The organism is Clostridium sp. BL-8, assembly GCF_002006495.1.
Classification (GTDB): Bacteria; Bacillota; Clostridia; order Clostridiales; family Clostridiaceae; genus Clostridium.
This window is the reverse complement of sequence record NZ_LZZL01000079.1, coordinates 1-25,254: the sequence shown is the minus strand read 5'-3', so window position 1 is coordinate 25,254 and position 25,254 is coordinate 1. Positions and strand designations below refer to the sequence as shown.

General features: G+C 29.2%; 23 protein-coding genes. 18 read left to right on the top strand and 5 right to left on the bottom strand.

All coding sequences use genetic code 11. The features are described 5' to 3' along the window. Positions 1-316 precede the first annotated feature (316 nt). From CLOBL_RS21550 to CLOBL_RS21520, 7 genes are all read left to right on the top strand, one after another. A complete protein-coding gene (locus CLOBL_RS21550; RefSeq protein WP_077860907.1) occupies positions 317-1,270 on the top strand; it encodes a polysaccharide deacetylase family protein in 954 nt (317 codons plus the stop codon). 322 nt (positions 1,271-1,592) lie between these two features. Beyond that, positions 1,593-2,978 (top strand): TldD/PmbA family protein, encoded by a 1,386-nt coding sequence (locus tag CLOBL_RS21545; protein WP_077860906.1) that lies wholly within the window; start codon positions 1,593-1,595, stop codon positions 2,976-2,978. Between the two features lie 2 nt (positions 2,979-2,980). Beyond that, complete coding sequence (locus CLOBL_RS21540; RefSeq protein WP_077860905.1) at positions 2,981-4,324, top strand: TldD/PmbA family protein; 1,344 nt, start codon at positions 2,981-2,983, stop codon at positions 4,322-4,324. Between the two features lie 42 nt (positions 4,325-4,366). After that, positions 4,367-5,176, top strand: a complete 810-nt coding sequence (locus CLOBL_RS21535; protein ID WP_077860904.1) for a putative ABC transporter permease — start codon at positions 4,367-4,369, stop codon at positions 5,174-5,176. Between the two features lie 204 nt (positions 5,177-5,380). Next, entirely contained in the window at positions 5,381-6,223 is an 843-nt protein-coding gene (locus tag CLOBL_RS21530; RefSeq protein WP_077860903.1) for an AraC family transcriptional regulator, read from the top strand. Beyond that, a complete protein-coding gene (locus tag CLOBL_RS21525) occupies positions 6,213-7,163 on the top strand; it encodes a DMT family transporter (RefSeq protein ID WP_077860902.1) in 951 nt (316 codons plus the stop codon). The genes CLOBL_RS21530 and CLOBL_RS21525 overlap by 11 nt, the downstream gene beginning before the upstream one ends. After that, positions 7,150-7,578, top strand: a complete 429-nt coding sequence (locus tag CLOBL_RS21520; protein WP_077860901.1) for a DUF2000 domain-containing protein — start codon at positions 7,150-7,152, stop codon at positions 7,576-7,578. Before CLOBL_RS21525 ends, CLOBL_RS21520 begins: the two co-directional genes overlap by 14 nt. Positions 7,579-7,684: 106 nt before the next feature. Here the strand turns inward: CLOBL_RS21520 and CLOBL_RS21515 are convergent, their stop codons facing one another. Beyond that, complete coding sequence (locus tag CLOBL_RS21515; protein WP_077860900.1) at positions 7,685-9,556, bottom strand: LTA synthase family protein; 1,872 nt, start codon at positions 9,554-9,556, stop codon at positions 7,685-7,687. A 248-nt stretch (positions 9,557-9,804) separates the two neighbouring features. On the opposite strand from CLOBL_RS21515, the gene yedF reads away from it, so the two are divergent. After that, positions 9,805-10,374 carry a sulfurtransferase-like selenium metabolism protein YedF gene (yedF, locus tag CLOBL_RS21510; protein WP_077860899.1) on the top strand — a complete coding sequence of 190 codons (570 nt, stop codon included), beginning with the start codon at positions 9,805-9,807 and terminating at the stop codon, positions 10,372-10,374. A 23-nt stretch (positions 10,375-10,397) separates the two neighbouring features. Further along, entirely contained in the window at positions 10,398-11,357 is a 960-nt protein-coding gene (locus tag CLOBL_RS21505; protein WP_077860898.1) for an NAD(P)/FAD-dependent oxidoreductase, read from the top strand. Positions 11,358-11,387: 30 nt separating this feature from the next. On the opposite strand, the gene CLOBL_RS21500 is transcribed toward CLOBL_RS21505, so the two are convergent. Beyond that, positions 11,388-11,951: a GDSL-type esterase/lipase family protein gene (locus CLOBL_RS21500; protein WP_077860897.1), complete on the bottom strand. Its 564-nt coding sequence runs from the start codon at positions 11,949-11,951 to the stop codon at positions 11,388-11,390. A gap of 39 nt (positions 11,952-11,990) precedes the next feature. After that, positions 11,991-12,668: a RusA family crossover junction endodeoxyribonuclease gene (locus CLOBL_RS21495; RefSeq protein WP_077860896.1), complete on the bottom strand. Its 678-nt coding sequence runs from the start codon at positions 12,666-12,668 to the stop codon at positions 11,991-11,993. A gap of 444 nt (positions 12,669-13,112) precedes the next feature. Between CLOBL_RS21495 and tsaD the strand changes: the two genes are divergently transcribed. The 5 genes from tsaD to CLOBL_RS21470 all read left to right on the top strand — a co-directional run bounded on the left by tsaD (position 13,113) and on the right by CLOBL_RS21470 (position 18,307). Beyond that, positions 13,113-14,132: a tRNA (adenosine(37)-N6)-threonylcarbamoyltransferase complex transferase subunit TsaD gene (gene tsaD / locus CLOBL_RS21490; RefSeq protein ID WP_009168082.1), complete on the top strand. Its 1,020-nt coding sequence runs from the start codon at positions 13,113-13,115 to the stop codon at positions 14,130-14,132. A gap of 9 nt (positions 14,133-14,141) precedes the next feature. Next, positions 14,142-15,152 carry an alpha/beta hydrolase gene (locus CLOBL_RS21485; RefSeq protein WP_077860895.1) on the top strand — a complete coding sequence of 337 codons (1,011 nt, stop codon included), beginning with the start codon at positions 14,142-14,144 and terminating at the stop codon, positions 15,150-15,152. A 246-nt stretch (positions 15,153-15,398) separates the two neighbouring features. Further along, the gene (locus tag CLOBL_RS21480; RefSeq protein WP_077860894.1) at positions 15,399-16,622 is read left to right on the top strand and encodes a trypsin-like peptidase domain-containing protein; all 1,224 of its coding nucleotides are present in this window, start codon (positions 15,399-15,401) and stop codon (positions 16,620-16,622) included. A 222-nt stretch (positions 16,623-16,844) separates the two neighbouring features. After that, on the top strand, positions 16,845-17,150 hold the full coding sequence (locus tag CLOBL_RS21475) for a PTS lactose/cellobiose transporter subunit IIA (protein ID WP_077860893.1): 306 nt from the start codon (positions 16,845-16,847) through the stop codon (positions 17,148-17,150). An 11-nt stretch (positions 17,151-17,161) separates the two neighbouring features. Then, on the top strand, positions 17,162-18,307 hold the full coding sequence (locus CLOBL_RS21470) for an ABC transporter substrate-binding protein (protein ID WP_077860892.1): 1,146 nt from the start codon (positions 17,162-17,164) through the stop codon (positions 18,305-18,307). Between the two features lie 125 nt (positions 18,308-18,432). On the opposite strand, the gene CLOBL_RS21465 is transcribed toward CLOBL_RS21470, so the two are convergent. Continuing rightward, the gene (locus CLOBL_RS21465; RefSeq protein WP_077860891.1) at positions 18,433-19,551 is read right to left on the bottom strand and encodes a glycosyltransferase family 1 protein; all 1,119 of its coding nucleotides are present in this window, start codon (positions 19,549-19,551) and stop codon (positions 18,433-18,435) included. A 126-nt stretch (positions 19,552-19,677) separates the two neighbouring features. Here CLOBL_RS21465 and CLOBL_RS21460 point away from each other — a divergent pair, with 126 nt between their 5' ends. The 3 genes from CLOBL_RS21460 to CLOBL_RS21450 are packed head-to-tail and all read left to right on the top strand — an operon-like array spanning position 19,678 to position 22,607. Then, a complete protein-coding gene (locus tag CLOBL_RS21460; RefSeq protein ID WP_077860890.1) occupies positions 19,678-20,694 on the top strand; it encodes a CotS family spore coat protein in 1,017 nt (338 codons plus the stop codon). 1 nt (position 20,695) lies between these two features. After that, positions 20,696-21,511, top strand: a complete 816-nt coding sequence (locus tag CLOBL_RS21455) for a spore coat protein (protein WP_077860908.1) — start codon at positions 20,696-20,698, stop codon at positions 21,509-21,511. Between the two features lie 58 nt (positions 21,512-21,569). Beyond that, on the top strand, positions 21,570-22,607 hold the full coding sequence (locus CLOBL_RS21450) for a CotS family spore coat protein (RefSeq protein WP_077860889.1): 1,038 nt from the start codon (positions 21,570-21,572) through the stop codon (positions 22,605-22,607). Positions 22,608-22,851: 244 nt separating this feature from the next. Here CLOBL_RS21450 and CLOBL_RS21445 read toward each other — a convergent pair whose 3' ends face one another. Continuing rightward, entirely contained in the window at positions 22,852-23,973 is a 1,122-nt protein-coding gene (locus tag CLOBL_RS21445; protein WP_077860888.1) for a glycosyltransferase family 1 protein, read from the bottom strand. A 108-nt stretch (positions 23,974-24,081) separates the two neighbouring features. Here CLOBL_RS21445 and CLOBL_RS21440 point away from each other — a divergent pair, with 108 nt between their 5' ends. Next, entirely contained in the window at positions 24,082-25,080 is a 999-nt protein-coding gene (locus CLOBL_RS21440; RefSeq protein WP_009168091.1) for a CotS family spore coat protein, read from the top strand. Positions 25,081-25,254: the final 174 nt, after the last annotated feature.

Below are 25,254 nucleotides of genomic sequence, written 5' to 3'. Positions count from 1 at the left end.
CGGCTGTTAACCGATAGGTTGGAGGTTCGAGTCCTCTTCGCGGAGCCATTTTTTTGTTTAAAAGGAAAAAACTTTAGTCGAGAAATCGGCTTTTTTTTATTGTATAAAATCCCTATAAAATCTATACTATATAAGTGTAAGGAATATTTTAAGTATAAGTAAGTTTTACAACTAACTTGCAATTAATTGATATTTATAAGATATTGTTTTGTTAAAGTAAAAATGTAAATTGAATATGCGCGAATTCGATTTGTATGTAATACAAACAGGTGTAAACATAATAAATATTATAAAGAAATATAAGAGGGATTATAGGATGGGGCATAATAATAAACAAAATAATAATAATAAAATTAAAAATATAAGGAATGCAAGAATTACTATATTATTTATTTTAGCTGCAATACTTGTTGTTGTTGTAAGTGCAGTAATGGCTGTGAAGTTCTCAACGAGCAAGCAGGCAGTACAAGCGCTCGATGCTAATTTGGATACAAATTTAGATTCTAATACTAAAGACAATCAAACTGAAATAGCAAGTAATACTGCACCTACAACAGAAAGTAATTCCGAGGTAGAGGATGTTGCATTCGTTGAAAAATACCTACAACAACAAATGAAAGGTCAAAAACCAGATGGAGCTGACGGAAAAAAGGTAGTGTATTTAACATTTGATGATGGACCATCGGAAACAGTAACTCCCCAAATATTGGATATTCTTAAAGCCGAAAATGTTCATGCAACTTTCTTTATAGTTGGCAAAGAACTAGACGCTAGTGAAGCTAATAAAAATCTAGTTAAAAGAGAAGTATCAGAAGGTAACGCTATAGGTAATCATACTTATTCCCACAATTATAATTATCTATATCCTAATGGAAAGATAAATTTAGATAACTGTATGGCGGATTTTGATAAAACAAATCAATCATTAAAAAATATTTTAGGACAGGATTTTTCGACTAGAGCCTTTAGATTTCCAGGTGGACAAATGACATGGGATAAGAAAGATCCTCAAGGGGCAGAAGCTATGGATAATGCATTACATGGTAAGGACTGGCATCAAATTGATTGGAATGCATTATCAAAAGATGCGGAGGGAGCTCATAAAAATGCACAGCAATTAACAGAGCAAGTTAAAGAAACTGTGGGTAAAAGAGAAAAAGCAATAATATTAATGCATGATACTTATGGAAAAGAAGAAACAGCAAAAGCTTTGCCAGGAATAATAGAATATTTAAAATCACAAGGATACGAATTTAAGATTTTAAAATAATTAAATATGACTATGCTATTTTCAATTATAATAATATTAGAACAGTTATATAGCTGTTATTAGTATAATAATTGAAGAGAGCATAGTCTATTTTTTATAACTGGTAAGTTTTATATAATAAACTTTTGGATTTTAGTATAGAATATAGATATAATTAAATTTAATAGATTATCTTTATGACTAATTAGAAAAGAAATAATTAATGCTAGTTAGTCTGTTAATGTAATTTAATTGATATTACACTTATATCTAAATGTATTAATTAAAAAAGTAATAATATGTAGTTTTTTGCTTTATATTTAGAAATAAAAGGAGGAGTAAAATGTTATCAAAAGGTATTTTAGGTGAAGTATTAGCAAAATGCTTAGTAACTGGAGGAGATTTTGCTGAAATTTTTGAAGAAAATTCGATTAATAATTCTATATCATTAGTTGATGGCAAAGTAGATGATGCTATAGGAGGTAGAATCTATGGTATAGGAATTAGAATTTTTAAAGGGTTAAACAGTGTATATGCCTATACAAATAATAATAGTCTAAGCAGCCTTTTAGACACTGCATATAGAGCTGCATTGGCATTAGGTGATGCTAAACAAAATGATATAAATACAATTGTCTTGAATGATAAGAAAATTGAAACAATACATTCAATAATTTATTATCCTAGAAGTGTAGCGTATGATAGGAAGATAGCAATTTTAAAAAGTGCTTATAATGGTGCAAAGAATTTTAATAATGATATTTCCCAAGTTATTGCGAGTTACTCTGACAAAGAACAGAATATTTTGATTGCAAATACCGAAGGCTTATATGTTCAAGATACGAGAATAAGAACAAGGCTTGGTGTAAGTGCAATTGCATCAAAAGGAAACGAAAATCAAACTGGATTTGAAGGACCAGGAAGGCACATGGGAATTGAAATGTTTGATACAATAGATCCAGAATATCATGGAAAGGAAGCGGCTAGAGTTGCTCATACTATGCTTAATGCACGAAATTGTCCAGCCGGTAACATGACTGTAGCAATAGATAATGGGTTTGGCGGAGTTATATTCCATGAAGCATGTGGACACTCTTTAGAAGCAAGTGCTGTAGCTAAAGGAAATTCAGTTTTTGCAAATAAGCTGGGAGAGCAAATTGCATCAACTAAGGTGACAGCAATTGATGATGGTACAGTGCCAAATGCATGGGGATCTCTTAACATAGATGATGAAGGAAATGATACTAAAAAGAATGTCTTAATTGAAAATGGTATATTAAAGGGCTACATGATTGACAAGTTGAATGGAAGACGTATGGAGATGGAGGCAACAGGAAGCTCTCGAAGACAAAGTTATAAGTTTCAGCCAACTTCAAGAATGACTAATACTTATATAGCAGCAGGAAATGATAATCCAGATGATATTATAAAATCAATAGAAGATGGTTTATATGCTAAAAAGTTAGGTGGAGGATCTGTTAATCCTGTAACAGGTGAATTTAATTTTGCTGTCCAAGAAGGATATTTGGTTAAAGGTGGTAAAATTCAAGAGCCAGTAAGAGGAGCAAGTCTTATCGGCAAAGGAAGCCAAGTGCTTATGGATATTGATATGGTTGGAGATAACCTAGATGTAGCGCAGGGAATGTGTGGGTCATCATCTGGAAGCATTCCTACCAATGTAGGTCAGCCTATGATTAGAGTGAAGAAAATGACTGTTGGAGGTAGATAAGTATGGAGTTTAACTTATTTAAAGAAGAATTATTTAAAAAAGCTAAAAGTTCAGGATTTGAAGAATGTGAAATATACTATTCTGATTCTGAAAGCTTAAGCTTAAATGTTTACGAAGGTGAAGTCGAGAAGTATAAATTAAATAACGCCTTTGGATTATCCTTTAGAGGCAAGATAAACAATAAGATGGGATACTCTTATACAGAAATTATAGATGAAGAAGCAGTAGATACTCTTATAACAAATGCAAAAGAAGCAGCGTTAGCTATAGAAAATGATGATGTACAGTTTATATATGAGGGAGATAAAGAATATAAAGATATAGACTGCTATAAGAAAGAATTAGATGATATAAAACCAGATGAGCTTATAGCTCTTGCTTTAGATATGGAAAAAGAGTGCAAGAAACAATGTGATAAAGTAGTAAGTTTTCAAGGCTGTGGAATTGGTTATGGTAAGGCAACTTATGGAATAATAAATTCAAAAGGTCTTAATTTAAAAAGTGAAAGAAACAGTCTAAGTGCGTATGTAGTACCTATAGTGGAAGCAGATAGTGAGAAATATGATGGGACTGGATATGTAATGGCAAAGAAAGCAGAAGATATTAAGCCATCAGAATTAGCTAAACAAGGACTAGAAGAAGCGCTTTCTAAAATCGGAGGAAGAAGTATTTCATCAGGTAAATATAAGATTATTATAAATAATGAGGCTATGGTATCATTGCTTGGAACTTTTGCAGGAATTTTTAATTCAGAACAAGTGCAAAAAGGATTATCTTTGTTAAAAGGGAAGGAAGGAGAAATTATAGCTTCAGATGTAATAACTTTAATTGATGATCCTCATCTAGAAGATGGGCTTGGAACTACGTCTTTTGATGATGAAGGTGTTGCAACTTATAAGAAAGAAATAATAACTAATGGAAGATTAAATACCTTGTTATATAATTTAAAAACAGCATATAAAGCTGGAATTAAATCTACAGGTAATGGATTCAAAAATTCATATGCTTCAATAGTTGGGGTAAGTCCAACAAACTTTTATATAAAGCCTGGGGAAAAATCCTTTGAAGAGCTTTGTAGTGAAGTTAAAGAAGGCGTAATAATAACAGATTTTGCTGGGCTTCACTCAGGAGCTAGTGCAGTGACAGGAGATTTTTCCTTAGCAGCTAAAGGATTCATGGTTGAAAATGGGAAAAAGAGCTTTCCAGTGGAGCAAATCACAGTTGCCGGCAACTTTTTCACGTTGTTAAATGATATAGAGGTAGTAGGAAGTGATTTGAAGTTTCCTATGAGCAGTATTGGTTGTCCGTCTGTAATTGTAAAGGAACTTTCTGTGGCAGGAAAATAGTTTGAAAAATTTTATAGATGTATTAAGGGCGGTTATGGGGATGTGAATAATGTATATATTTATTTTATCTATTTTTTGATTTATAGCTTTGGGGGATGGGTATGCGAAACTAGCTATTGCTCAATAATTGATAAACAATATGTTAACAGAGGTTTTTTAAAGGGACCATTTTGTCCAGTATATGGATTTGGCGCGCTTGCAGTAATAATACTATTAACTCCAATTTCAAATAATATTATAATCTTATATTTAAGTGCAATGATTTGTGCCAGTGTATTAGAATATACTACAGGTTTTTTACTTGAAACAGTTTTTAATCTTAAATGGTGGGATTATTCGAATTACAGATTTAATATAAAAGGCAGAGTGTGTCTGGTAAATTCTATGATGTTTGGGATTTTATCATTGATTTTAGTTGAATTTATACACCCATTATTATCAGAGCTTGTAATGAAGATGACAGCAGATATTATTATGTGGATATTCAGTATCTCAAGTTTGTATTTCTTAATAGATACAGCGACTACAACTTATAAAGTTTTACAATTCAGTGGAAAGCTAAAAGAAATGTATATATTGCTGGAAGAAATTAAAGAAAAAAGTGAAATATATAAAGGAATATTGCAGCAAAACATTAATAAATTTGATGTATTAATAGATCAACAAAATGATAAAATTGTTTTTGCAAAAGAGCAGATAAATAAATTGAAAATTAATCTTGAAAAAATAATAATGAAAAATAAATCAAGTAATAAGCGTATTTTTAGAGCCTTTCCTAATATTAAATCATTAAAGTATCAGTATTCTCTTGAAAGGCTTAAAGAAGAATTGAAAAAGATAAGAAAGAAATAATATAAAAAATAATCAGGGAGCTTTTAGGCTTCCTGATTTTTTATACTTTATTCTTTATGATAAATTTAAATTTTAAATAAAAGTTCAAGCAATATCATACAAGAAATGTTGATTTAATAATGGTATCCTTATAAATAAGTAGAGTAAATGGATTTGATTCTATGATTTAATTTTGATCTCATTTAGGTTAGAAGGAGGCTCTAAATGCAAAAGGAAGTTAGAAGTGTTTATTTTGATACAGATTTAAATGTGGAAGCATATAGTTTTATGGGGATTGCTCAAAAGTTTCCAAATCATTTTCACGATTATTATGTAATTGGCTTTATTGAAAATGGGCAGCGTTACTTATTATGCAAAAATAAAGCATATAATATTGGACCGGGTGATTTAATTATATTTAATCCTAATGATAATCATACCTGTGAACAAATAGAGAATAAAACATTAGATTATCGTTGTATAAACATTCAACCAGATGTAATGAAAAAGATAGTATTTGAAATAACGAACAAAGATTATGTGCCTTGCTTTACAGAAAATGTATTATTCAGTAATGAGCTGGCACTTTCAGTACGTGAACTACATCGTATGATAATGCAGGAAGAAAAAGACTTTAAAAAGGAAGAAATATTTTTCTTTATAATGGAGCAGTTAATAACTGAATATTCAAATGGAGATTCATCAGTTACCGATCAAGATGTTAATACAGAAATTAATAGTGTATGTGATTTTTTAAAAGGTAATTATGCAAAGAATATTACATTAAATGATTTGAGTGATTTAACAGGAATAAGTAAGTATCATTTGCTAAGATCTTTTACAAGACAAATGGGAATATCACCATATAGTTATCTTGAAGCAATACGTATAAATGAAGCAAAAAAGCTTTTAGAACAAGGAATTTGTCCCTTAGAAGTGGCGCTTAAGACTGGTTTCACAGATCAAAGCCATTTTACTAATTTCTTTAAGAAATTTATAGGACTTACTCCAAAGCAATATATGAAAATATTTATAGGTAAAGATGAGAGGGCGTTAAATGAAAAATAAATATATAGTGGGTAATTTGATGACTTTATTAACAATGATTATTTGGGGAACAACTTATATTTCAACAAAAGTACTTTTAGGGAAACTTCAACCAATGGAAATATTGTTTTATAGATTTTTAATTGCTTATTTTACTTTGATGCTAGTTTATCCTCGATTTAAAAAAATTAATAGTATTAAAGAGGAATTGGCTTTTGCAAGTGCTGGGATTACAGGTGTTACATTATATTATTTAATTGAAAATGTGGCTTTAAAATATACGTTAGCATCAAATGTAGGGTTATTTAGTGCTGTGGCACCTATATTAACGGCTATATTAAGCAAGTTTTTTATGGAACGTGAGACTTTTTCAAAAAACTTATTGTATGGATTTATTATAGCTATAATAGGTGTATTTTTGATTGTATTTAATGGAAGCTTCATTTTAAAATTAAATCCATTTGGAGATTTCTTGGCTATATTAGCATCAGCCACCTGGGCAGTTTACTCTATAATACTAAAAAGACTTAATAACCAATATAAATATAATTATATTTATATAACACGGAAAATCTTTTTTTATGGAGTAATATTTATGATACCATTAATGTTTATTCTGAATGTTAATTTATCCATAGAAAGATTAATTATGCCTAGTATTTTGTTTAATATACTATTTCTAAGCTTAGTAGCTTCAGCTTTATGTTTTATTACTTGGAATATTGGCGTGAGTTTTATAGGTGCAGTTAAAGCAAGTAATTATATTTATATAGTTCCGCTTATAACAGCAGTAACATCAGTAATAGTATTAAAAGAATCAATAACTTATGTAGTTTTATTAGGAGCTGCTTTTATAATATCAGGATTATATATATCACAGAATGGTTTTAGGAATCCATTTATATATATAACTTTTTTTATAAAGAGGTTAAAAAGGAGAGAGATATATGAGACTAAATGAAGCAGAAAATAAATGCGTTCTAATCATTAACCCAGAATTACCTACAGGGCTAATTGCAAATACTGCTGCTATATTAGGTATTACTTTGGGAAACAGATTTAATAACATTATAGGCAGGGATACAGTTGATGCATCGAGTCAACATCATCTTGGAATAACTAGCATTCCTATTCCAATATTAAAGGGAACAAAAGATAAAATAAAAGAGCTGATTGAAGAAATAAGATTTAATTATAATGAAGAGTTGACGATTGTAGATTTTTCAGAAACAGCTCAAAAGTGTAATGATTATGAAAGCTATGTATTACAAGTAAAAGGCCTGACTTCAGATAAGTTTGAATACTTAGGTATAGGAATATTTGGACCCAAGAAAATTATTAACAAATTAACTGGCAGCATGCCTCTATTACGGTAAAATTTTTAAGAATAGAAAAGGGATATATTGTGACTAGGATTTATAGTAACAATATATCCCTTTTTTATTTTAATAGTGTTAGCACATAAAATTTATTTGTCTATACTTAATTTGAATCATGTCTATAATTTGCACGTATCATCTTGTCTGAAAGGTCTAATGATTTTTTATAAAGGTCCTTTTCTTCATCAGTAAGGTTTTCCCCGCCTTTAAGTGTACCATTAGTTAGCACTGCAAAAGACTTTTGGGTATTTAGCAAGTTTTTACCTAAAGCAGTATCCTCATATTTAGCCTTATCAACTCCAAGATAGTAAAGAAGAGTTGGCATTACATCTATCTGACCATCGTATAATTTATCAAATGTTTTTCCTTCCTTATTAGATGGATCATAAATTAAAAATGGAACAGTAGGGTTGCCTGTATTCATGAACCAATCTTCTTTATGTGATAATTGACCAATGCTGTCATCATAATATTTATGTATTCCTGTATGATCACCCATTATTGCAATTATACTATTTTGAAGAAGTCCTTCCTTGTCTAATGCATCAAGAAAATTACCTATTTGTTCATCAGTATAATGAATGCTTTCGAAGTATCCACCCATTTTACTATCATTTAACTCAGGGTCAAGTCCAAGCTCTCTATACTTTGCAGGAAGATCAAAAGGACCATGACTAGTTAGAGTTACAGTTTCAGTGTAAAATGGCTGCTTCTGATTTTTTAGCATAGGAACAACTTGTTCAAAGTATCTTTTGTCACTGATACCAAGACCTATTTCTTCATCGACATTGAAAGAATAATAATCAGAAAAATTGTCAAAACCAATACCAAGTAATCCATTTTTATAGTTCCAGAAAGAGCCTTTATCTGGATGGATTGCATAGGTACTATAACCTTCGCCTTCTAATATATTTGGCATAGAATTATAATTGGTATTTGGATATCTAAAGAAAGTACTTCCTTGTCTTAATGGTAACATAGAAGTATTAACCATTAAATCAGCATCTGAGCTTGTCCCTTCATTAACTTGTTCAAAAGTATTAGGGAAATACAAAGAATTTTGCACTAACTTATTTAAGTTAGGAGTAATTTCTTTACCATTAATTGATTTACCGATAACAAAATCCTCTAAGGACTCAACTTGAATATAAATTAGATTTTTACCTTTAGCTTTACCAAAGTATTCATTGTTGGGCAAATCTTCTTTTTTTATATCATATAATTTATTAATATCTGCTTTATCCTGATCAGTTAGTTTATATGGCTTAGAATCACGATAAACAGTGTAACAATCAATTATATGATATCCTATAGGAGAAAAGTATCTAGCAGTATTTGATTTATCATAATTGTCAAAAAGATACGCATTATGTACATCTTTATTATTTAATACATTTATGCTAAAAGGGACATAAATTATAAATAATATTGATAAAATAAGAGTACCTAGAGAAGCTATAATAGCTCGTCCATGTTTCTTAGTAAAAGATTTTCTAGTTATCAATGCATATATAGCTAAAACTATAAAATCAACAAAGAATATAATATCCGATTTACTTAGAAATGATAGTATACTTCCAGACATATTATCTAAATTAGCTGTTTGCGTTAATATTAATGCAGAGGGTACTGTTAAAAAACCACGGAAATACCAAAGATCGATTAATATTAATAATGTTAAAACGAAATCTATTACAAAGGTATATATTATTCGTCCTCTTCCTTTAAATAAAAGGGAAAAACTTAAAAATACTAAAGCAAAAGCTATATAATAATTTAAGCATGGATCAGCAGAGCTATATCCAGCAGAAAAATCAAAAGCATAAGGATCTTTGTTAGTAACGAAGCCCTGAAATAGTATACCTTTTAATACTATTGAAATTACAGGAAGTAGAAAAAATATTAATCTAATAATTGTATCTTTTGTTAATTTATTTTTTATAAAGTTGTTAATTTTAGAGTTAAAAGAACTCATTGTTTCACCTCAATTCAACATTCACTATATTATAGTATACATAATTTTATAGATTAAACAAATATAAAATTAATGATATATAAGTAATTAAAAGGCAAATTAAAAATTTTTTTTTATAAAATAAATATAATTTGCATGTTATACTATTAATGCAGAAAAATTTATATAATAATGTTATAGTAAATTACATAGAAATATTAAAAATTTAGTAAATCATTCGCAAAAAATATTATAAAGGGGCTAAGAATATGAAAGAAATAGATTGTAGAGGACTTTCTTACTTAAAAATAATAAGGGAAATTAAAAAATACTTTAATTCAATTGGTGAAGGAGAAGCAATTATAAAAGTTGACAGTGAACTTGGACGTTCTAATGTTATGAGATATGCTATCCATAAAGGATATAGGATAGACACAGAGAATGATGAAAATAGATTTGAAATAAAAGTAGAAAAAAGAGGATGTTTAGAAGCAGAAGAGGAAGAGAATATATTTTCAATATTAGTAACAAGTGATAAACTCGGAATTGGAGATGAAAAAATAGGAAATCTTTTAATGCAGGAATATTTCGAAGCATTAAATGAATATGATGAACTTCCAAAATCAATCTTATTTTTGAATTCCGGAGTGAAGTTATTTGATGATAATTATACATCTGAACAGTTGAAAATGTTATATAAAAAAGGTGTAGCAATCTTAATAAATGACAGTTCTTTAGAATATTATAAGTTAAAAGAAAATATTGATTTTGGAGAAGTAGTAAATATATATGATATGGTTGTTACCATGAAAAAAGCTAAAAAATTAATAAGACTATAGTGAGTAATAGTGGGGGTGCTAGAATGCCAGATTATGATTTAATTATCGTTGGAGCAGGAATAGCTGGAATGACAGCCGCAATAGGTGCTGCGAGAGAAGGTATAAAAAAAGTATTGATTATAGAAAAAGAATCTAGTGTTGGTGGGTTAATTAATCAATGTATTCATAATGGATTTGGGAAAAGATTTTTAAATGAATTAGTGACAGGTCCAGAATATGTAGATTTTATAGAGCGACAATTAAATGGAGATTTTATAGAAGTTATCCTAAATACTACTGTATTAGATGTTACAAGGGAAAAAGTTATTACATATGTAAATTCTAAAGATGGGGTCAAAGATATAACTGCCGGAGCCATAATATTTGCCATGGGTGCAAGAGAAAAATACTCAGGAAATGTTGTTATTCCTACAAATGGACTTACAGGAATATTTACAGTTGCAGAGGCTCATAGAATAATTAATTTAGAGGGATATTTACCAGGAAGAAATACTATAATTCTAGCAAAAGATAAGTGGGGATTTATAGTTGCTAGAAGGCTAATTATAGAGGGAGGAAATATAGAAGGCATAGTAATTGAAAAAAGTTTTAAAGAGCTAGCTGATGAAGAAATACATGAAATTATTGAGGGATTTGATATTCCTATAATAGAAAATTCAAGAATTACTGAGATTGAAGGCGAAACTAGAATAAAAAAATTAAAAATAGTAAATTTAAATAATCAAGTGGTGGAAGAGAGGAACTGTGATTCTTTGTTATTATCAGTTGGTTATTTACCAGAAATCTCAATACTAAAGAAATTAAATATGAATATTGATAAAAGAATACTAGGACCTGAGGTAGCAGAGTTTCAAACATCTGTAGATGGTTTCTTTGCATGTGGAAATATAATATATGGAGAAAACGCCTTGCATATGGAAGAAGCAGATGGAATTGAATGTGGAGTAAAAGCTTCACAATATATAAAGAAATACATATACTAAAGGTATTGTGTTTAGTAATCGTGATATAATTTAAAAATAGGCTAGGGCTTCTTTATACATGAGTTCATGGCCAGAGGCTGTTAAGTGAATTCCATCTAAATAAATATCATTTTTGTCTAATGTTAAATCGTAGAAATTAATATAAGGTATTTGATAAGCAGAGCATAATTTAATTAGTTCTTTCTTTAAGTTTAAGAGTTCACTTTCTGTGTAGTTATAAAAGCTTGATGGTGAAAAACATATATTAGCCATGGCCCCTATAATTCTAGGTGGTATTCCTATTATTATTTTTGAATCAATGTCTATAGTATCATTAATCATTATTTTTATATTATCAATTATTGAAGTTACTGACCTGCCAAGAAGCAGGTCATTTGTACCTCCCATTATGAAAATTTTTGATGGATTATAAGTTAACACATCAGTGTAGTAACGGGTAAGCATTCCTACAGTAGTGTCACCATTGCAGGCTTTATTTAATGAGGAAAGGGAATATTCATCTGTAAGCTTGTATACCCATGAATCTTGTTTAGTTACTCCATATCCAAAAGTTAGACTATCTCCAAAGAAAATAACGTCAAGTTTATCGTTCATATATAGATTTCCTTTCTCGTAGCAATTTAATAAATATATTTAAAATAATTTAGTAAAACATTTTTTGCATATTAAGGTTTTGCCATTATCAGCTTTTACATAATCATTTGAGAGAATAACTTCCTTACAAAATGAACATATATTATTTTTTTCAGGTGTGTTAAGAAATTTATCATTAATAGGAATATTAGTATTTTTTTTGTTTCTAGCATCGTCAGTTAAAGAGTTAGTGCTAGACTTACTATTTAATATGTTTTTTTTGATTGGTGAATATAGTTTGGATTCAGTAGGAACGACTTTTTTGGAAATAGTATAACCAAAATCATATTCACTCTCAGTAAAAAGCTCTAGCTCAAATCTAGGATTTTCTTTATCATAATGTTCTTCAGTAAAAATTTTTGTTATTTGAGCATCATTTACAATCAGGCCGCTTTTTTCTATGCCATCAAATATGCTTTTAGTAATATTAATTGTATCTGGATGCCTTTTTTCACTTTTATAGTATACTTTCAAAACAGCTATTAAGCTTTCAGAAAAAATAATATCAGGGTTCTGACTTCTTGCAAGCAGTGCAATTTCCTGTTCATATAGTGCATATCTATCATGGTATTTTCCAGAACTATGGGGTAAAATAGCACGCCCATCTGTATTATGTAATTTAAAATTTGATTTTGTAATAGGTGAGCCTTTAATAATCACCTTAGCATAATTAGCCATTTGTATTCCCCTTTAGTAAAAATTTAGTTATTATTTTAAATATACAGCATATATTTTTTTTACACAATAAAGATATATAATCTTAAATCCAGACATGTGTTATTTCTGATGAAGTCTATACATAAAATTTAGTTCAAATATAAATAGGTTTATATTTATATTTGTAATTTTGATGTCTTTACATAAAGTAAAAAATTAATGCTGATAATATTTTATAGTTTAGAAAAATTCAACTTTGATAATATTATGTATATAAAGTATAATATTTGAGGAATGAAAGAAGAATATTTTATTAATTAATTAATTAAATATTAAGAATATATTAAACAATGAAAAATAAGATAGAAGTATGCGCTTATTATAGGATAAAATAGATTTTAGTTAGAAAAGATACTATAATATTTGGATAGTGTTTAGATTATTTGTAAAAAAGAGGTATTAAGCATGAGTAAAAAGGTAATTTTAGCAATAGAATCAAGTTGCGATGAAACTGCAGCAGCAGTTGTTGTAGATGGAAGAGAGGTTCTTTCAAATGTAATTGCATCGCAAATAGAAACTCATAAAAAGTTTGGTGGAGTAGTACCTGAAGTTGCATCAAGAATGCATATTGAAGTAGTAGATAGTGTTGTGAAAGCTGCTCTTGAAGAAGCGGAAATATCTTTAAATGATATCGATGCTATAGGAGTTACATATGGACCAGGACTTGTTGGAGCACTTTTAGTTGGACTTCAGTATGCAAAAGGATTAGCATTAGGAGCACAAAAACCATTAATTGGAGTTAATCATATTCAAGGACATATTAGTGCGAATTTTATTGAGCATAAGGATTTAAAGCCTCCATTTGTGTCATTAGTGGTTTCAGGGGGACATACATTTATAGTACATGTAAAGGGGTATAGAGATTTTGAAGTTATTGCTCAAACAAGAGATGATGCAGCAGGAGAGGCTTATGATAAGGTCGCTAGAGCATTGGATCTTGGATATCCAGGAGGCCCTAAGATTGATAAGCTGGCAAAGGAAGGAAATGAAGATGCAATAGAATTTCCAAGAGCAAAATTTCAAGATGATACATTAGACTTTTCCTTTAGTGGAGTTAAATCAGCAGTGCTAAACTATTTAAACAAAGCTAATATGAAGGGCATAGAAGTAAATAAAGCTGATATTGCAGCATCATTTCAAAAAGCAATAATTGATGTATTAAAAACTAACTTGTTTTTAACCTGCGAAAGAAAAGGTGTTAGTAAAATTGCGGTAGCAGGCGGAGTTGCATCTAATTCATGCTTAAGAGAAACACTTCAAAAAGAGGGAAAGGCAAAAGGAATAGAGATTTTGTTTCCATCACCAATATTATGTACTGACAATGCAGCAATGATAGGAAGCGCAGCTTATTTTAATTATCAAGAAGGAATACTATCTGATTTGAATATAAATGCAAAACCTAATCTAAAATTAGGAGAGGGGTAGAGTCTAAGCATGAAGTTTTTATCACATTCTAATGGAATGCATACAGTTGAAAAAGACAAAATTAGCAAGGGAAGAATTTTTAAAAATTGCATTATCTTTATTGCTCTGCTTATAGCTTTTGGGTTTGTATCACAAATCATAACTAATATGATAGATAACTCAAGATTAAAATCAAGATTTAAATATGTTAGAATAGATGGAAGAAAATTGGAATATAAACTTAAGCCAGAAGGGGATTATACTGTGGTCTTCGACGGAGCTCTAGGAGCTACCATGTATGAATGGGATGAAGTCTGCAAGACATTAGAGGAAAATAAAGTCTCAACTTTTACATACAATAGAAGAGGATATGGTTTTAATGATGGAACAGATGTTAGAACCCCGGAAGAGCAAGCAAAAGATTTGAAACTTCTACTTAGAAAAGCTGGTGCACCAGAACCATATATTTTAGTTGGTGAGGAATATGGAAGTCTAGTCACTACAAATTTTATGAATTTATATCCAGATTCTGTAGCAGGAGTTGTGTTAGTTGACCCTATATCGGAAGAAAAAATGCAAACTAAGGAATTTAAAGATAGTATTAAAGGCCCTTATTATAGAAGCAGCTTTGAAGCAGTTGGTTCAAACTTTAATTTAACTGCATTACTAAGTAAAATGGGGCTTACCATGGAAAATAAAACTTTTGAAGATCATATAAGTGGCGATGAATTAGAGGAATTTAATGGACTAAAGAATAAGAAAAATTATAAGCAGGCAGTTTCTAATGAATTAGGGAATTTATATAATGGAGCATCTAATAGTCAGACAGCTGGATTGTTAGGAAATAAACCATTATATGTAATAAGTAATAATGAAGAAGATCCGATTCAAAAAATAGGAAATTCAGATTATACAACAGTATATAAGGAAGATGTAGATGGATCACCACTTTCAGAGTTGGATCCAGATGCAATTGTTGATGGTGTAAATAGTGTTATAAAGGATGCAAAGAAATTGGCTAAAAAGCAGCAGGCAAGTTAACTCGTAGATATCTTTAAATTAGATACTTGGATAAATGAGGTTACAATGAATATGAATTCTATAAAAATTTATATTTAATTATCTATTATTGTCATTTGTTTGACACATAATAATTTTATACTAACACTATAGAGTTACTACTATAGTGAATTTGAAATATGATTTCATATTTCTAATTTATAAAAGTTCAATAACTCAATGTTGATAAAATAAATTACTTATTAGTATAAATTAGGAGGAAAATATATGAATAATGATGAAAAATTTATTGATGTAGAATCATTACCAGTGGATAAAGCACAACAAACTGACTGGGAAAATTCATTTCAAAATAATAATAATATTTATGTAGAACCGAAGAAAAAGAAGAGAAGAGGCATACGAGTACTTGGAAAAATTGCTGGGATGTTATGTATTACAATATTGGGGGGAGCTCTAGGAAGCGGAATTACCTATACATTAATGAAATCCAACAATATGGGTGCCACTAAGCAAATTGTAAGTACTATTCCACAATCTTTTTCATCAAGTTCATCTGATGCAATGTCAGCAGCAGATGCGTTCAACAAGGTAGCACCAGCAGTTGTTATTGTTTCAACTAAAGGAGTAAGTGATAATGGATTCATGGGTGGAGAAGTAGATGGAATGGGTTCAGGCTTCATAATAAACAATGATGGATATATAATAACTAATTATCATGTAATTCAAGGTGCTAAAGAAATTACAGTAACCTTGAGTGACAATACTGAAGTAAGTGCAACAGTAGTGAACTATGACCAAGAAAAAGATCTTGCAATGCTTAAGTTAAAGGACGGTACTAAGGTTCCAGCAGTTGCAGAACTTGGAGATTCTGATGAAGTTTATCCAGGAGAAGAAGTTATAGCGATTGGAACACCTCTTTCAAAGAATTTTGCACAAACACTTACTAAGGGAGTTATAAGTGGTAGTAATAGAACAATAGATACTCAAAATGGAGAAAGCGTGAATTTGATTCAAACTGATGCAGCCATTAATCCAGGAAATAGTGGAGGACCATTAGTAAATGCAAAAGGGCAGGTCATAGGAATAAATTCTATGAAGATAGGTTCTCAAGCAGCTGGAGATGCTGGTGTTGAAGGAATAGGATTTGCAATTCCTATAAATGAAGTAAAAAACAAGATTGATGCTTTATCAAAACCTATATTAAATTTGGGTATTCAAATAAGAGCAATTGATAGTGATACAGCTAAAAAATATAGTTTATCAGAAGGCTTATATGTAGCTTCAGTTGATGAATTTTCACCAGCAGAAAAGGCAGGAATAAAAATAGGTGATATTATTGTTAAGTGTGACGGAAAAGATGCTAAGACATTTGATGAACTTAAGGACATAAAAGACAGTAAAAATGCAGGAGACACTCTGAATATAGAGGTAATAAGAGATAAGAAAACTGTTGATATTCCAGTAGTGTTAGAAGAAAGTAAAAATTAAGAATATAATAGTTAGGATTACTACAAAGCCAGTAATCCTAACTTTTTTTATTTATAAGAATATGAGAGTTTATTCTTTAAAAGTTTAGGAAAAAGTAGTAAAATTAATGATTATGACGTTAAGGCACAATTAAAAATAATAGATAAGTATAATTTCATGTGCCTAAGGTATTTTGGGTTATTAGATATTTTTAAATGTTTAATGTAAAGAAGGGGATAAGGTATGGAAGAGATAATATCAAATATAATAATGCATAGCGGAGAAGCGCGGAGTCATTCTTTAGAAGCAATTAACCTAGCTAAAGCAGGAGAATTTGATAAGGCAAGAGAAGCAATAATAAAGGCTGATGAAGAGCTTGGATATGCACATAGCTCTCAGACAAATTTAATTCAAGGTGAAGCTGCATCGAGTAAAATAGAGTTCTCCCTACTATTAGTTCATGCAGAAGATCATTTAATGACGACAATGACATTTAAGGATTTAGCAGTGGAAATAATAGAAATACATGAAAAAATAAATTCTATTTAGAGGTATGGTACATGAAAAATAAAATAAAATATTTTGTTCTGTTTTTGTGCATTTCAATAATAGGAATAGTAAGCATTAACTTATTCCAGACTAATAAAGAGCAACAGGTTAAGGGAAGTATAAAACTTCTGGTAAATGAAGATTCTTATGATTATTTGGTTGAATGTGCAAATGATTTTATGAAGCAAAATGATAAGACAACTATCACAATAGAAAAAGCTGAAAATTATGATGATGTATTAGAAAATATAAATGAAAATAGTAAAACGAAAATTCCTAATATAATACAAATTGATAGGTTTAATTTTCAAAAATTAAAATTTAACGATGAAGGCTATTATAATACTCAAGATAAGCTTTTAGATGATTATATTAAAAATTTCTCCAAATACAGAGTGGCTCAAGTTAAATATGGCGATAAATCAGCTGGGATACCGTTAACTTCTAGGCCTCTAGCTCTTTATATCAGGGAGGATATGCTAAAGGATTATGGATATCAAAGAGAGAGTATAAATACTTGGGATGATATTATAAGAATCGGTCAGGATATTTATACAAAGAGCAATGGAAAGATAAGTATAATAAATGCTACAGGGCAAGATTACGAAGATTTAGTGGATTTATTAACTATGGAGATGTTAAATGATAGCGAAAAAAATGCAGATGAAATAGAACTACAAGTTCAAGCTATGATTAAGAAATTAGAGGATAATAATATTTTAAATCTAAAAGATGGAGGAGAATTTCTAGCACGAATATCTTCTAATAATGCAATGAGAGAAATAATTGGGATAGATGAGAAGTGTGAATGGAGTGTAGGAAATGTACCAAGTATTAAACCTGGAGGAAACAAATTTTTTGCAGCAGAAGGCGATAATCTATTAGTGTTAAATCAAAATAAGGATAATGAAAAGCTTATTGAAAGGTTTATAACTTATGTAATAACAAATAATGATGAAGCTCTTAAGTATGTACAAGATGGAACATTCTTTTCAAGTTACCTATACACTTATAACAATAAAGAAATTGAAAATCCAGTAAAAAATTTTATTGGTCAGAGTCCACTTGTAGTTTTAAGTAATATTGAAGAAAAAGCTCCGGAGATTACTGATTACGATAAATATGTGAAAGTAAAACAGAAGCTCATAAGCCAGTAAAGTAAATTGTGTGAAATTATGAACAACTGAAAGAAGGATACCACTCTAAGCAGTTATGGTATAGAGTGGTATTCTTTTATTGTATATGAATAAATCAGAGAGCAGGAGAAAGAAGATTTAGTGCATTAGTTTAGTAGCTTCTGGTAAGCATTTAATGTATTTTGAGCAGTTTTTGACCAAGTGAATTGAAGGCTTCTTTCATAACCTTTTTTACCTAGATCAGTTTTTAAATTTTCATTGTTTAAAAGAGTAACTAATGCTTTTTCTAATTCATCTGTTTTATATGGGTTGATTAAAATTGCATTATCTCCAGTTACTTCTGGAATTGAAGTTATATTTGAAGTTATTACAGGTGCCTTGCAGCTCATAGCCTCTAGTGGTGGAAGGCCGAAGCCTTCGTAAAGAGATGGATAAACAAATGCATCACAGCCGCTATAAAGAACGGGTAATATATCATCGTCTAAATATCCACAGAAAATGATATTGTCTTGCAAGTTATTATCCTTTACAAAATTAAAAAGTTTCTCGCCTTCATCTTTTAATGGACCGCCAAGTAATAGTTTGTAAGGTTTGTTAAGGTCTTTATAAACTTTACTGAAAGCTTTAATTAGACCTAAAACATTTTTTCTTTGACTGAATCCACCAATATATAATGCATACGGATCATCAATTCCAAAAGTATAGTGAACATATAATTTACAAGTATTTTTATCTAGTGGTTTAAAATTATCATTTGCAGCAAGTGGTGTGACAAATATTTTATCTTCAGGGTAAGAACTGAAAAATTTAAGAATATCTTTTTTTGAATACTCAGAAACGGTTAAAATTCCAGAGGAATTAGAAATTATATTAGGCATATCACGTAGAAATCTTTCTAAATAACTCTTGCCAACAGTTTCAGGCATAATATATGGAATTAGGTCATGTATTGTAACTATAGTTGGAATTTGAGTATCAAAATCAAATCCTATTCCATTCTGAGGAATATGATATAAATCAACATGAAGTTTATTCAATATACTTGGAATATAATATTTCTCATAAAAACCGCCATGTCTACCTGAGGAATATACTATATTAGTATTTTTTTGGTTAAAGTTCTCATTAAATTTTCCTAAGCAAAATAAAGTGAAATCATCATTTGAATTACACGAAAGAATTTCTGATATAAGGTTATTTGTATAAGTACCAATGCCAGTTCCTTGATGTAAAGTGGCACTGCGAGCATCAATGGCAATTCTCATATGAACACCTCAATAAATACATATATATTACAAGGTATTAATATATTTTAATTTTTGTGAATCTAAATCACAATAAATTATTTATAAACATATAATAAAATAAATAATGGCTGGTAGGAAAGTTTTATGGAGAATAATAAAGAGATACTTAAAATTAAGGGCTATATTGAAGAAAATTATAGCTTAAATGCAGATTATATAGAAAAAGTGAAGAACAGTTATAAAATAATTACAAAAGATGAGAGATATTGTTTAAAAGTAATTAAGTATCAATTCTCTCATTTTTATTTTATCTTTTCTGCTATGAAACATCTGCATAAAAGAGGATTTAAGGACATTCCAGAGTTTATTATGAATAAAAATGGTAAGGAATATGGGAGTCTAGGAGGAAAATATGTATATTTAACTAAATGGATTCCTTCAAGAGAGAGTAATTATGATAACCCTTTAGAATTAGCTATTGTAGCAAGTGAACTTTCAAAGCTTCACAAATACAGTGAGGGTTTTACATTAGAAAAAGAGATGAATCCTAGAATTGGATGGTTCTCCTGGCCGCATGTGTTTAAGACACGGAAAAATGAAATACTAGATTTCAAAAATAGGATAAATCAGAAAGCATATAAATCAAATTTTGACTTATTATATTTAGAGAGTATTAATGCAGAAGTTCAGAGGGCAGAAAAAAGCATACTAGGTCTTCAAAAAAATAATTATGTAAAAGTTATGGAGGAAGAGGTTTTTACGAGAAGATTTTGCCATCACGATTATGCTCATCATAATGTTTTGATAGACAGTAATGAAAATATTAATGTTATAGATTTTGATTATTGTATATTAGATTCACATCTTCATGATTTATGTTCTCTATTAATAAGAGCTATGAAAGATGGAAAGTGGGATGATGAAAGGTCGGATTTGATATTAAATGCTTATAAAAAGAATATGGAAGTAAGAGAGGATGAATTACCTTTGATAAGGGAATTTATGAGATTTCCTCAGGCCTTTTGGCAGATAGGATTGCAAGTATATTGGGAGCAGCAACCTTGGGGAGAAGAGTTTTTTCTAAATAAGCTGGAAAAGTATTTAGATGATTGTGAGATTAGAGAAAAGTTTATTAATAGTTATTTTAATGGAGGAAGTTAATATGGATGAATTATCATTTGAGAAATGGTTAGGTATTAAGGGAATAACTATTATTGGACAACACTTTAGTTATGATAGAAATATAAGTAAAAGTGATATTATTTCTCAAATTAATTTGATTGTAGAACTTCATAAAACGTTATTAGGCTGTAATTTTAGTGAGCTTAGCAGAATAAAAAGTATAATTGGCAGAGAAGTTGAATCTTATAAAGTTCAAATAAGAAGATTACAAAAGCATTATGACTATATATTCAATAAGACTTGTGAAAATGAAGTAGAAAATTTTATTTTATCAAATGGAAAGATAATGCTAACCCAAGCTATAAATGCATTAAAATATATCGATGAACATGATTATTTTGGAGTTATTAGACGGAGCATGAATAGAAATGAAATCTGCCTTGGCAAAGTTGATAAGAATAATTTGAGAAAAAATAAGGATAAGATTGAGATTGGAACAGTTAAGGCAATGACATACAATTTAGTAGAGGAAGATTTGTATAATTATATAAAAAGATTACAAAGAAAACAGCTTGATATAGATGAAGAAGAGCTATTAAAAGCATTTGTATATCAATCACACTTATCATATAACAGCATTGATTATTTAAAGGGATTACTTAGTTACCCAAAGGATTTCCTGAAAATGTGGGAAAGGTATAGAAATAGTCGAAAAGAACATATTTCTAGCATATACCATACATTAAATATAAACGGTATGAAATGTACAGAGAATGAGAAGGTAAAAAATGATTCAGAAGTATTATTAGAGCTACAGAGAAGTTTAAAGTATGAAAGTAAAAGTTTTATCGTATAGGTATCAATTCATAAAGAATTATCGTGATATCTAAAGCTTAGCTGTTAGGAGGAAAAATATGAATAAAACTAAGTATTCAGAAAAAAAATATTTATGCGATTATGATTTGAGTTTGAGTTTTTTTAATGAGATAGGAATAAAAGTAAATGATGTTGTTCCACTTAGAAAAGTGTTTATGATATATACAGATGAAGGCAATAAAATCTTAAAGAAAGTAAACTATGGAGAAGATAGAATAAAACTAATAAGTGATTCTTTGGATTATGTAAAAAAAAGTTATAATAATGTAATAACTTATAAGAAGTTTAAGGATAATTTAAGCTATAAAAGGTGGGGAGACAATATATATATTGTCATGGATATTTTAGATGGAAGAGAGGCATCCTTCACTAATCCAGTGGAAATTAATCTTTGTGCAGAAAATATAGCTTTAATGCATAAAGCTTCTAAAGGTTTAAGAAAATACTTGGAGGTCAAATATAATAAAGACTTTTTAGATATATCATTAAAAGACAAGCTAAAACAAGCATACGATGAATTACTTTGGATGAAGGATTTAGTAAATAGTTATAAATATAAAAATGAATTTGATATGTTATTTATTAATAATGTAGATAAGTATTTGCTAGAAGTTAAGCAGGTGCAAGAAGCTATTGAAAAAAGTAAATATGACGATTTAAGAAAATCAGGTGAGACCGTTTGCCTATGTCACAATGACTTAGCGTATCATAATTTTTTAACTAAGAATAATGAAGTAAATATAATAGATTTTGATTATATGACTTTAGATTTAAGAATAATTGACATATGGGGGTTTATAATAAAATGTATAAAGAATGCGGGTTTTGATATAAATAAAATGTTAACGTGTATTGATGGCTATGAAAAAATTTCAATATTGAAGCAAGAAGAAAAAGAATTATTATACATTCTTATTAAGTTTCCAAGAGATTTCTATGTAATTTCAAGAGATTATTATTATAAGAGAAAAAAATGGGATTATGAAGTTTATTTAAATAGATTTGAGACCAAATTAAATAATGAGGAATTTCGGTATGAGTTTATAAAAGCTTATGAAAATAAGTTTCTTTCATGAGATATATTGGATATATTAAATTTGAATACAATATGAATTGATAGAAATTATATGAGTATTTAATATATGACATTACGAAAATTCTGCTAAAAGCACTTAAATAAAACGGTATTTTATGTACAATTTGAAATAAATATTTATCAATTAAAGTAATTATACCAAAATAGGAAGTTCGTATGAACTTCCTATTTTTTGAGAATAATTAGTAAAAAATTTCATAGAGTTATTAATAAGGATTCAAGAGTTAAGAATTTAATATTGATTCATAAGCAGATATTGTATTAAGGGCTGTTTTATTCCATGAAAAAGTTTTGCTTCTAGTTAAACTTTTTTTGACCATTGTTAGTCTTAGAAGGCTATTATTTAGTACTCTATCTATATCGTAGGTTAATGAGTCAATATCATTAGGATCTATAAAAAGTGCTGACTCATAACAGACTTCAGGTAACGACGTAACATTAGAAACTATTACGGGGGTTCCGCAAGCCATAGCTTCTATAGGTGGAAGTCCAAAACCTTCATAAAAAGAAGGATAAACTAATACTTCGGTAGCATTATAAAATAATGGCATATCTTCAATAGGAATAAAATCAGTAAAAATCACGTTATTAGATACATTTAATTCTTCTGCTCTACTCTTATATTTACTATAAGAAGGACCTTTTTTACCTGTAATTACAAGTTTGAAGGTGTTCTTTAGTTTATTTGAGAGATTTGAATATGCCTCAATTAAACCTATGATATTTTTTCGTGGACTGAAACCACCAACATAAAGTATAAAGTCTTCCTCTATTCCATATTTTTTTGTAACTAAAGCTTTTGATTCACGTTTACTCATAGGTTTGTAAATATCTTGAGCAGCAAGTGGAGTTACATAGATATTCTTAGAAGGAAAATTAAATTCTTTAGCAATGTCGTTTTTAGAAAAATCAGAAACCGTAATTATGCCATCGCAATTATCCAAAATTTTAGGTAATTCATCATTAAATATTTTTAAATATCTATCGCTAACAGTTTCAGGCATTCTTAGTGGAATTATATCGTGTAAAGTTATAACCTTTTTACATTTGATATTTTCTGAAAGTCCGACTCCATTTTGTGGAACATGATAAAGCTCTATATCAGCATTATTTAAGATATTAGGAACATTTATATCGTCCCAAAAACTATTAGTAGGTGTTGATTCAACAAGTTTTGTTGTAAAGTTATTTTTTAAATCATTTAAAGAGTCGCATTGTGGCATGAAAATTAAATAATTATTATGAGAATCAACATTGCTAAGATTCAGTATTAATTGTCTAGTATATGTGCCTATTCCAGTGCCCTGGTACCACTTTGCAGCCCTGCCATCTATTCCTATTTTCATTAATAAACCCTTTCAAAGCATTTGTCTTAATCTATTATATTAAAAGAATATAAAAAATGTTAATAAAAGAAGTAATATCCTCATATAAATATACAGGAGGTGAGAAGTATGATGAGGGAATTTGAAATAGAAAGACAATTTAACATTAAGATAGAAAAAATGAAAGCTAATAAGGGAGTGTACTATCTTAAAACAGATAAAGGCGAAAGATGTTTAAAGAAGATAAATTATGGACCTCAAAAATTATTATTTGTATATGGTGCTAAAGAGCATTTAAGGAAAAATGGTTTTAATAATTTAGATAAATATTATTTAAACATAAATGGAGAGCCTTATGCATTAGTTAATGAAGACTTGTATACTTTATCTGAATGGTTAGAAGGAAGGGAATGTGACTTTCATAACATAGATGAAGTAAGGATTGCTGCTAAGACTTTAGCTAATCTTCATGAAGCATCCAAGGGATATGATCCACCAGAAAATTCAAAGTTAAAAAGTGATCTTGGCAGATGGCCTCATTTAATAGAGAAGAGGATTAAATCTTTGGACAAGATGAGGGAGATGGTAAGAAAAAAGAGCATAAAAAGCGATTTTGATATGCTATATTTGAAGTCTATGGAATTTTATAAGGAAATTGGAAAGAAATCATTGCAAGTTTTAAATGAATCGGATTATTATGAATTATGCATGATTGCAGAAAATGAAAAGAGCTTTTGTCACCATGATTTTACTTATCATAATATAATTCTAAGCAATAATATGGATGTACATGTCATAGATTTTGATTATTGTAAGAGAGAAGTTAGAACTTTTGATATAAGTAATTTTATGATAAAGGTTCTAAAGAGAGTTGAATGGAATATCGAATTTGCCATGGCTATTATAGATTCATATAATTCAGTATCTAAATTGAGGGACACAGAATATAAAGTATTATATGCATATCTTGAGTTTCCACAAAGATATTGGAGGCTTGCAAATAGATATTACTATAATGAAGTGAATTGGGGACAAAGTACATTTGCTAGTAAACTGGAGTCTATAATAAATGAGAAGGAAAAATATTTAGATTTCTTGGAAAAGTTTAAGAATGAATATAAAATATAATAAGCATAAATTCAAGTGGAAAAGCTGCCTTATAAATAATTAAAAAAATTATTTAAAAGGCAGTTTTCTGCTGTGCTTAGAATTAAATAAGAATATATGATTAAACATAAAAGATGAGTTGATGAAAAATATTCAAGGCAACCTTGGACCTGTTATTTATTTTCATGTGCCTAA

Bases quoted from the DNA above. Each gene is read 5' to 3' on its own strand.
- CLOBL_RS21550 (WP_077860907.1), top strand. From the start codon at position 317: ATGGGGCATAATAATAAACAAAATAATAATAATAAAATTAAAAATATA.
- CLOBL_RS21545 (WP_077860906.1), top strand. From the start codon at position 1,593: ATGTTATCAAAAGGTATTTTAGGTGAAGTATTAGCAAAATGCTTAGTA.
- CLOBL_RS21540 (WP_077860905.1), top strand. From the start codon at position 2,981: ATGGAGTTTAACTTATTTAAAGAAGAATTATTTAAAAAAGCTAAAAGT.
- CLOBL_RS21530 (WP_077860903.1), top strand. From the start codon at position 5,381: ATGCAAAAGGAAGTTAGAAGTGTTTATTTTGATACAGATTTAAATGTG.
- CLOBL_RS21525 (WP_077860902.1), top strand. From the start codon at position 6,213: ATGAAAAATAAATATATAGTGGGTAATTTGATGACTTTATTAACAATG.
- CLOBL_RS21520 (WP_077860901.1), top strand. From the start codon at position 7,150: ATGAGACTAAATGAAGCAGAAAATAAATGCGTTCTAATCATTAACCCA.
- CLOBL_RS21515 (WP_077860900.1), bottom strand. From the start codon at position 9,556: ATGAGTTCTTTTAACTCTAAAATTAACAACTTTATAAAAAATAAATTA.
- yedF (WP_077860899.1), top strand. From the start codon at position 9,805: ATGAAAGAAATAGATTGTAGAGGACTTTCTTACTTAAAAATAATAAGG.
- CLOBL_RS21505 (WP_077860898.1), top strand. From the start codon at position 10,398: ATGCCAGATTATGATTTAATTATCGTTGGAGCAGGAATAGCTGGAATG.
- CLOBL_RS21500 (WP_077860897.1), bottom strand. From the start codon at position 11,951: ATGAACGATAAACTTGACGTTATTTTCTTTGGAGATAGTCTAACTTTT.
- CLOBL_RS21495 (WP_077860896.1), bottom strand. From the start codon at position 12,668: ATGGCTAATTATGCTAAGGTGATTATTAAAGGCTCACCTATTACAAAA.
- tsaD (WP_009168082.1), top strand. From the start codon at position 13,113: ATGAGTAAAAAGGTAATTTTAGCAATAGAATCAAGTTGCGATGAAACT.
- CLOBL_RS21485 (WP_077860895.1), top strand. From the start codon at position 14,142: ATGAAGTTTTTATCACATTCTAATGGAATGCATACAGTTGAAAAAGAC.
- CLOBL_RS21480 (WP_077860894.1), top strand. From the start codon at position 15,399: ATGAATAATGATGAAAAATTTATTGATGTAGAATCATTACCAGTGGAT.
- CLOBL_RS21475 (WP_077860893.1), top strand. From the start codon at position 16,845: ATGGAAGAGATAATATCAAATATAATAATGCATAGCGGAGAAGCGCGG.
- CLOBL_RS21470 (WP_077860892.1), top strand. From the start codon at position 17,162: ATGAAAAATAAAATAAAATATTTTGTTCTGTTTTTGTGCATTTCAATA.
- CLOBL_RS21465 (WP_077860891.1), bottom strand. From the start codon at position 19,551: ATGAGAATTGCCATTGATGCTCGCAGTGCCACTTTACATCAAGGAACT.
- CLOBL_RS21460 (WP_077860890.1), top strand. From the start codon at position 19,678: ATGGAGAATAATAAAGAGATACTTAAAATTAAGGGCTATATTGAAGAA.
- CLOBL_RS21455 (WP_077860908.1), top strand. From the start codon at position 20,696: ATGGATGAATTATCATTTGAGAAATGGTTAGGTATTAAGGGAATAACT.
- CLOBL_RS21450 (WP_077860889.1), top strand. From the start codon at position 21,570: ATGAATAAAACTAAGTATTCAGAAAAAAAATATTTATGCGATTATGAT.
- CLOBL_RS21445 (WP_077860888.1), bottom strand. From the start codon at position 23,973: ATGAAAATAGGAATAGATGGCAGGGCTGCAAAGTGGTACCAGGGCACT.
- CLOBL_RS21440 (WP_009168091.1), top strand. From the start codon at position 24,082: ATGATGAGGGAATTTGAAATAGAAAGACAATTTAACATTAAGATAGAA.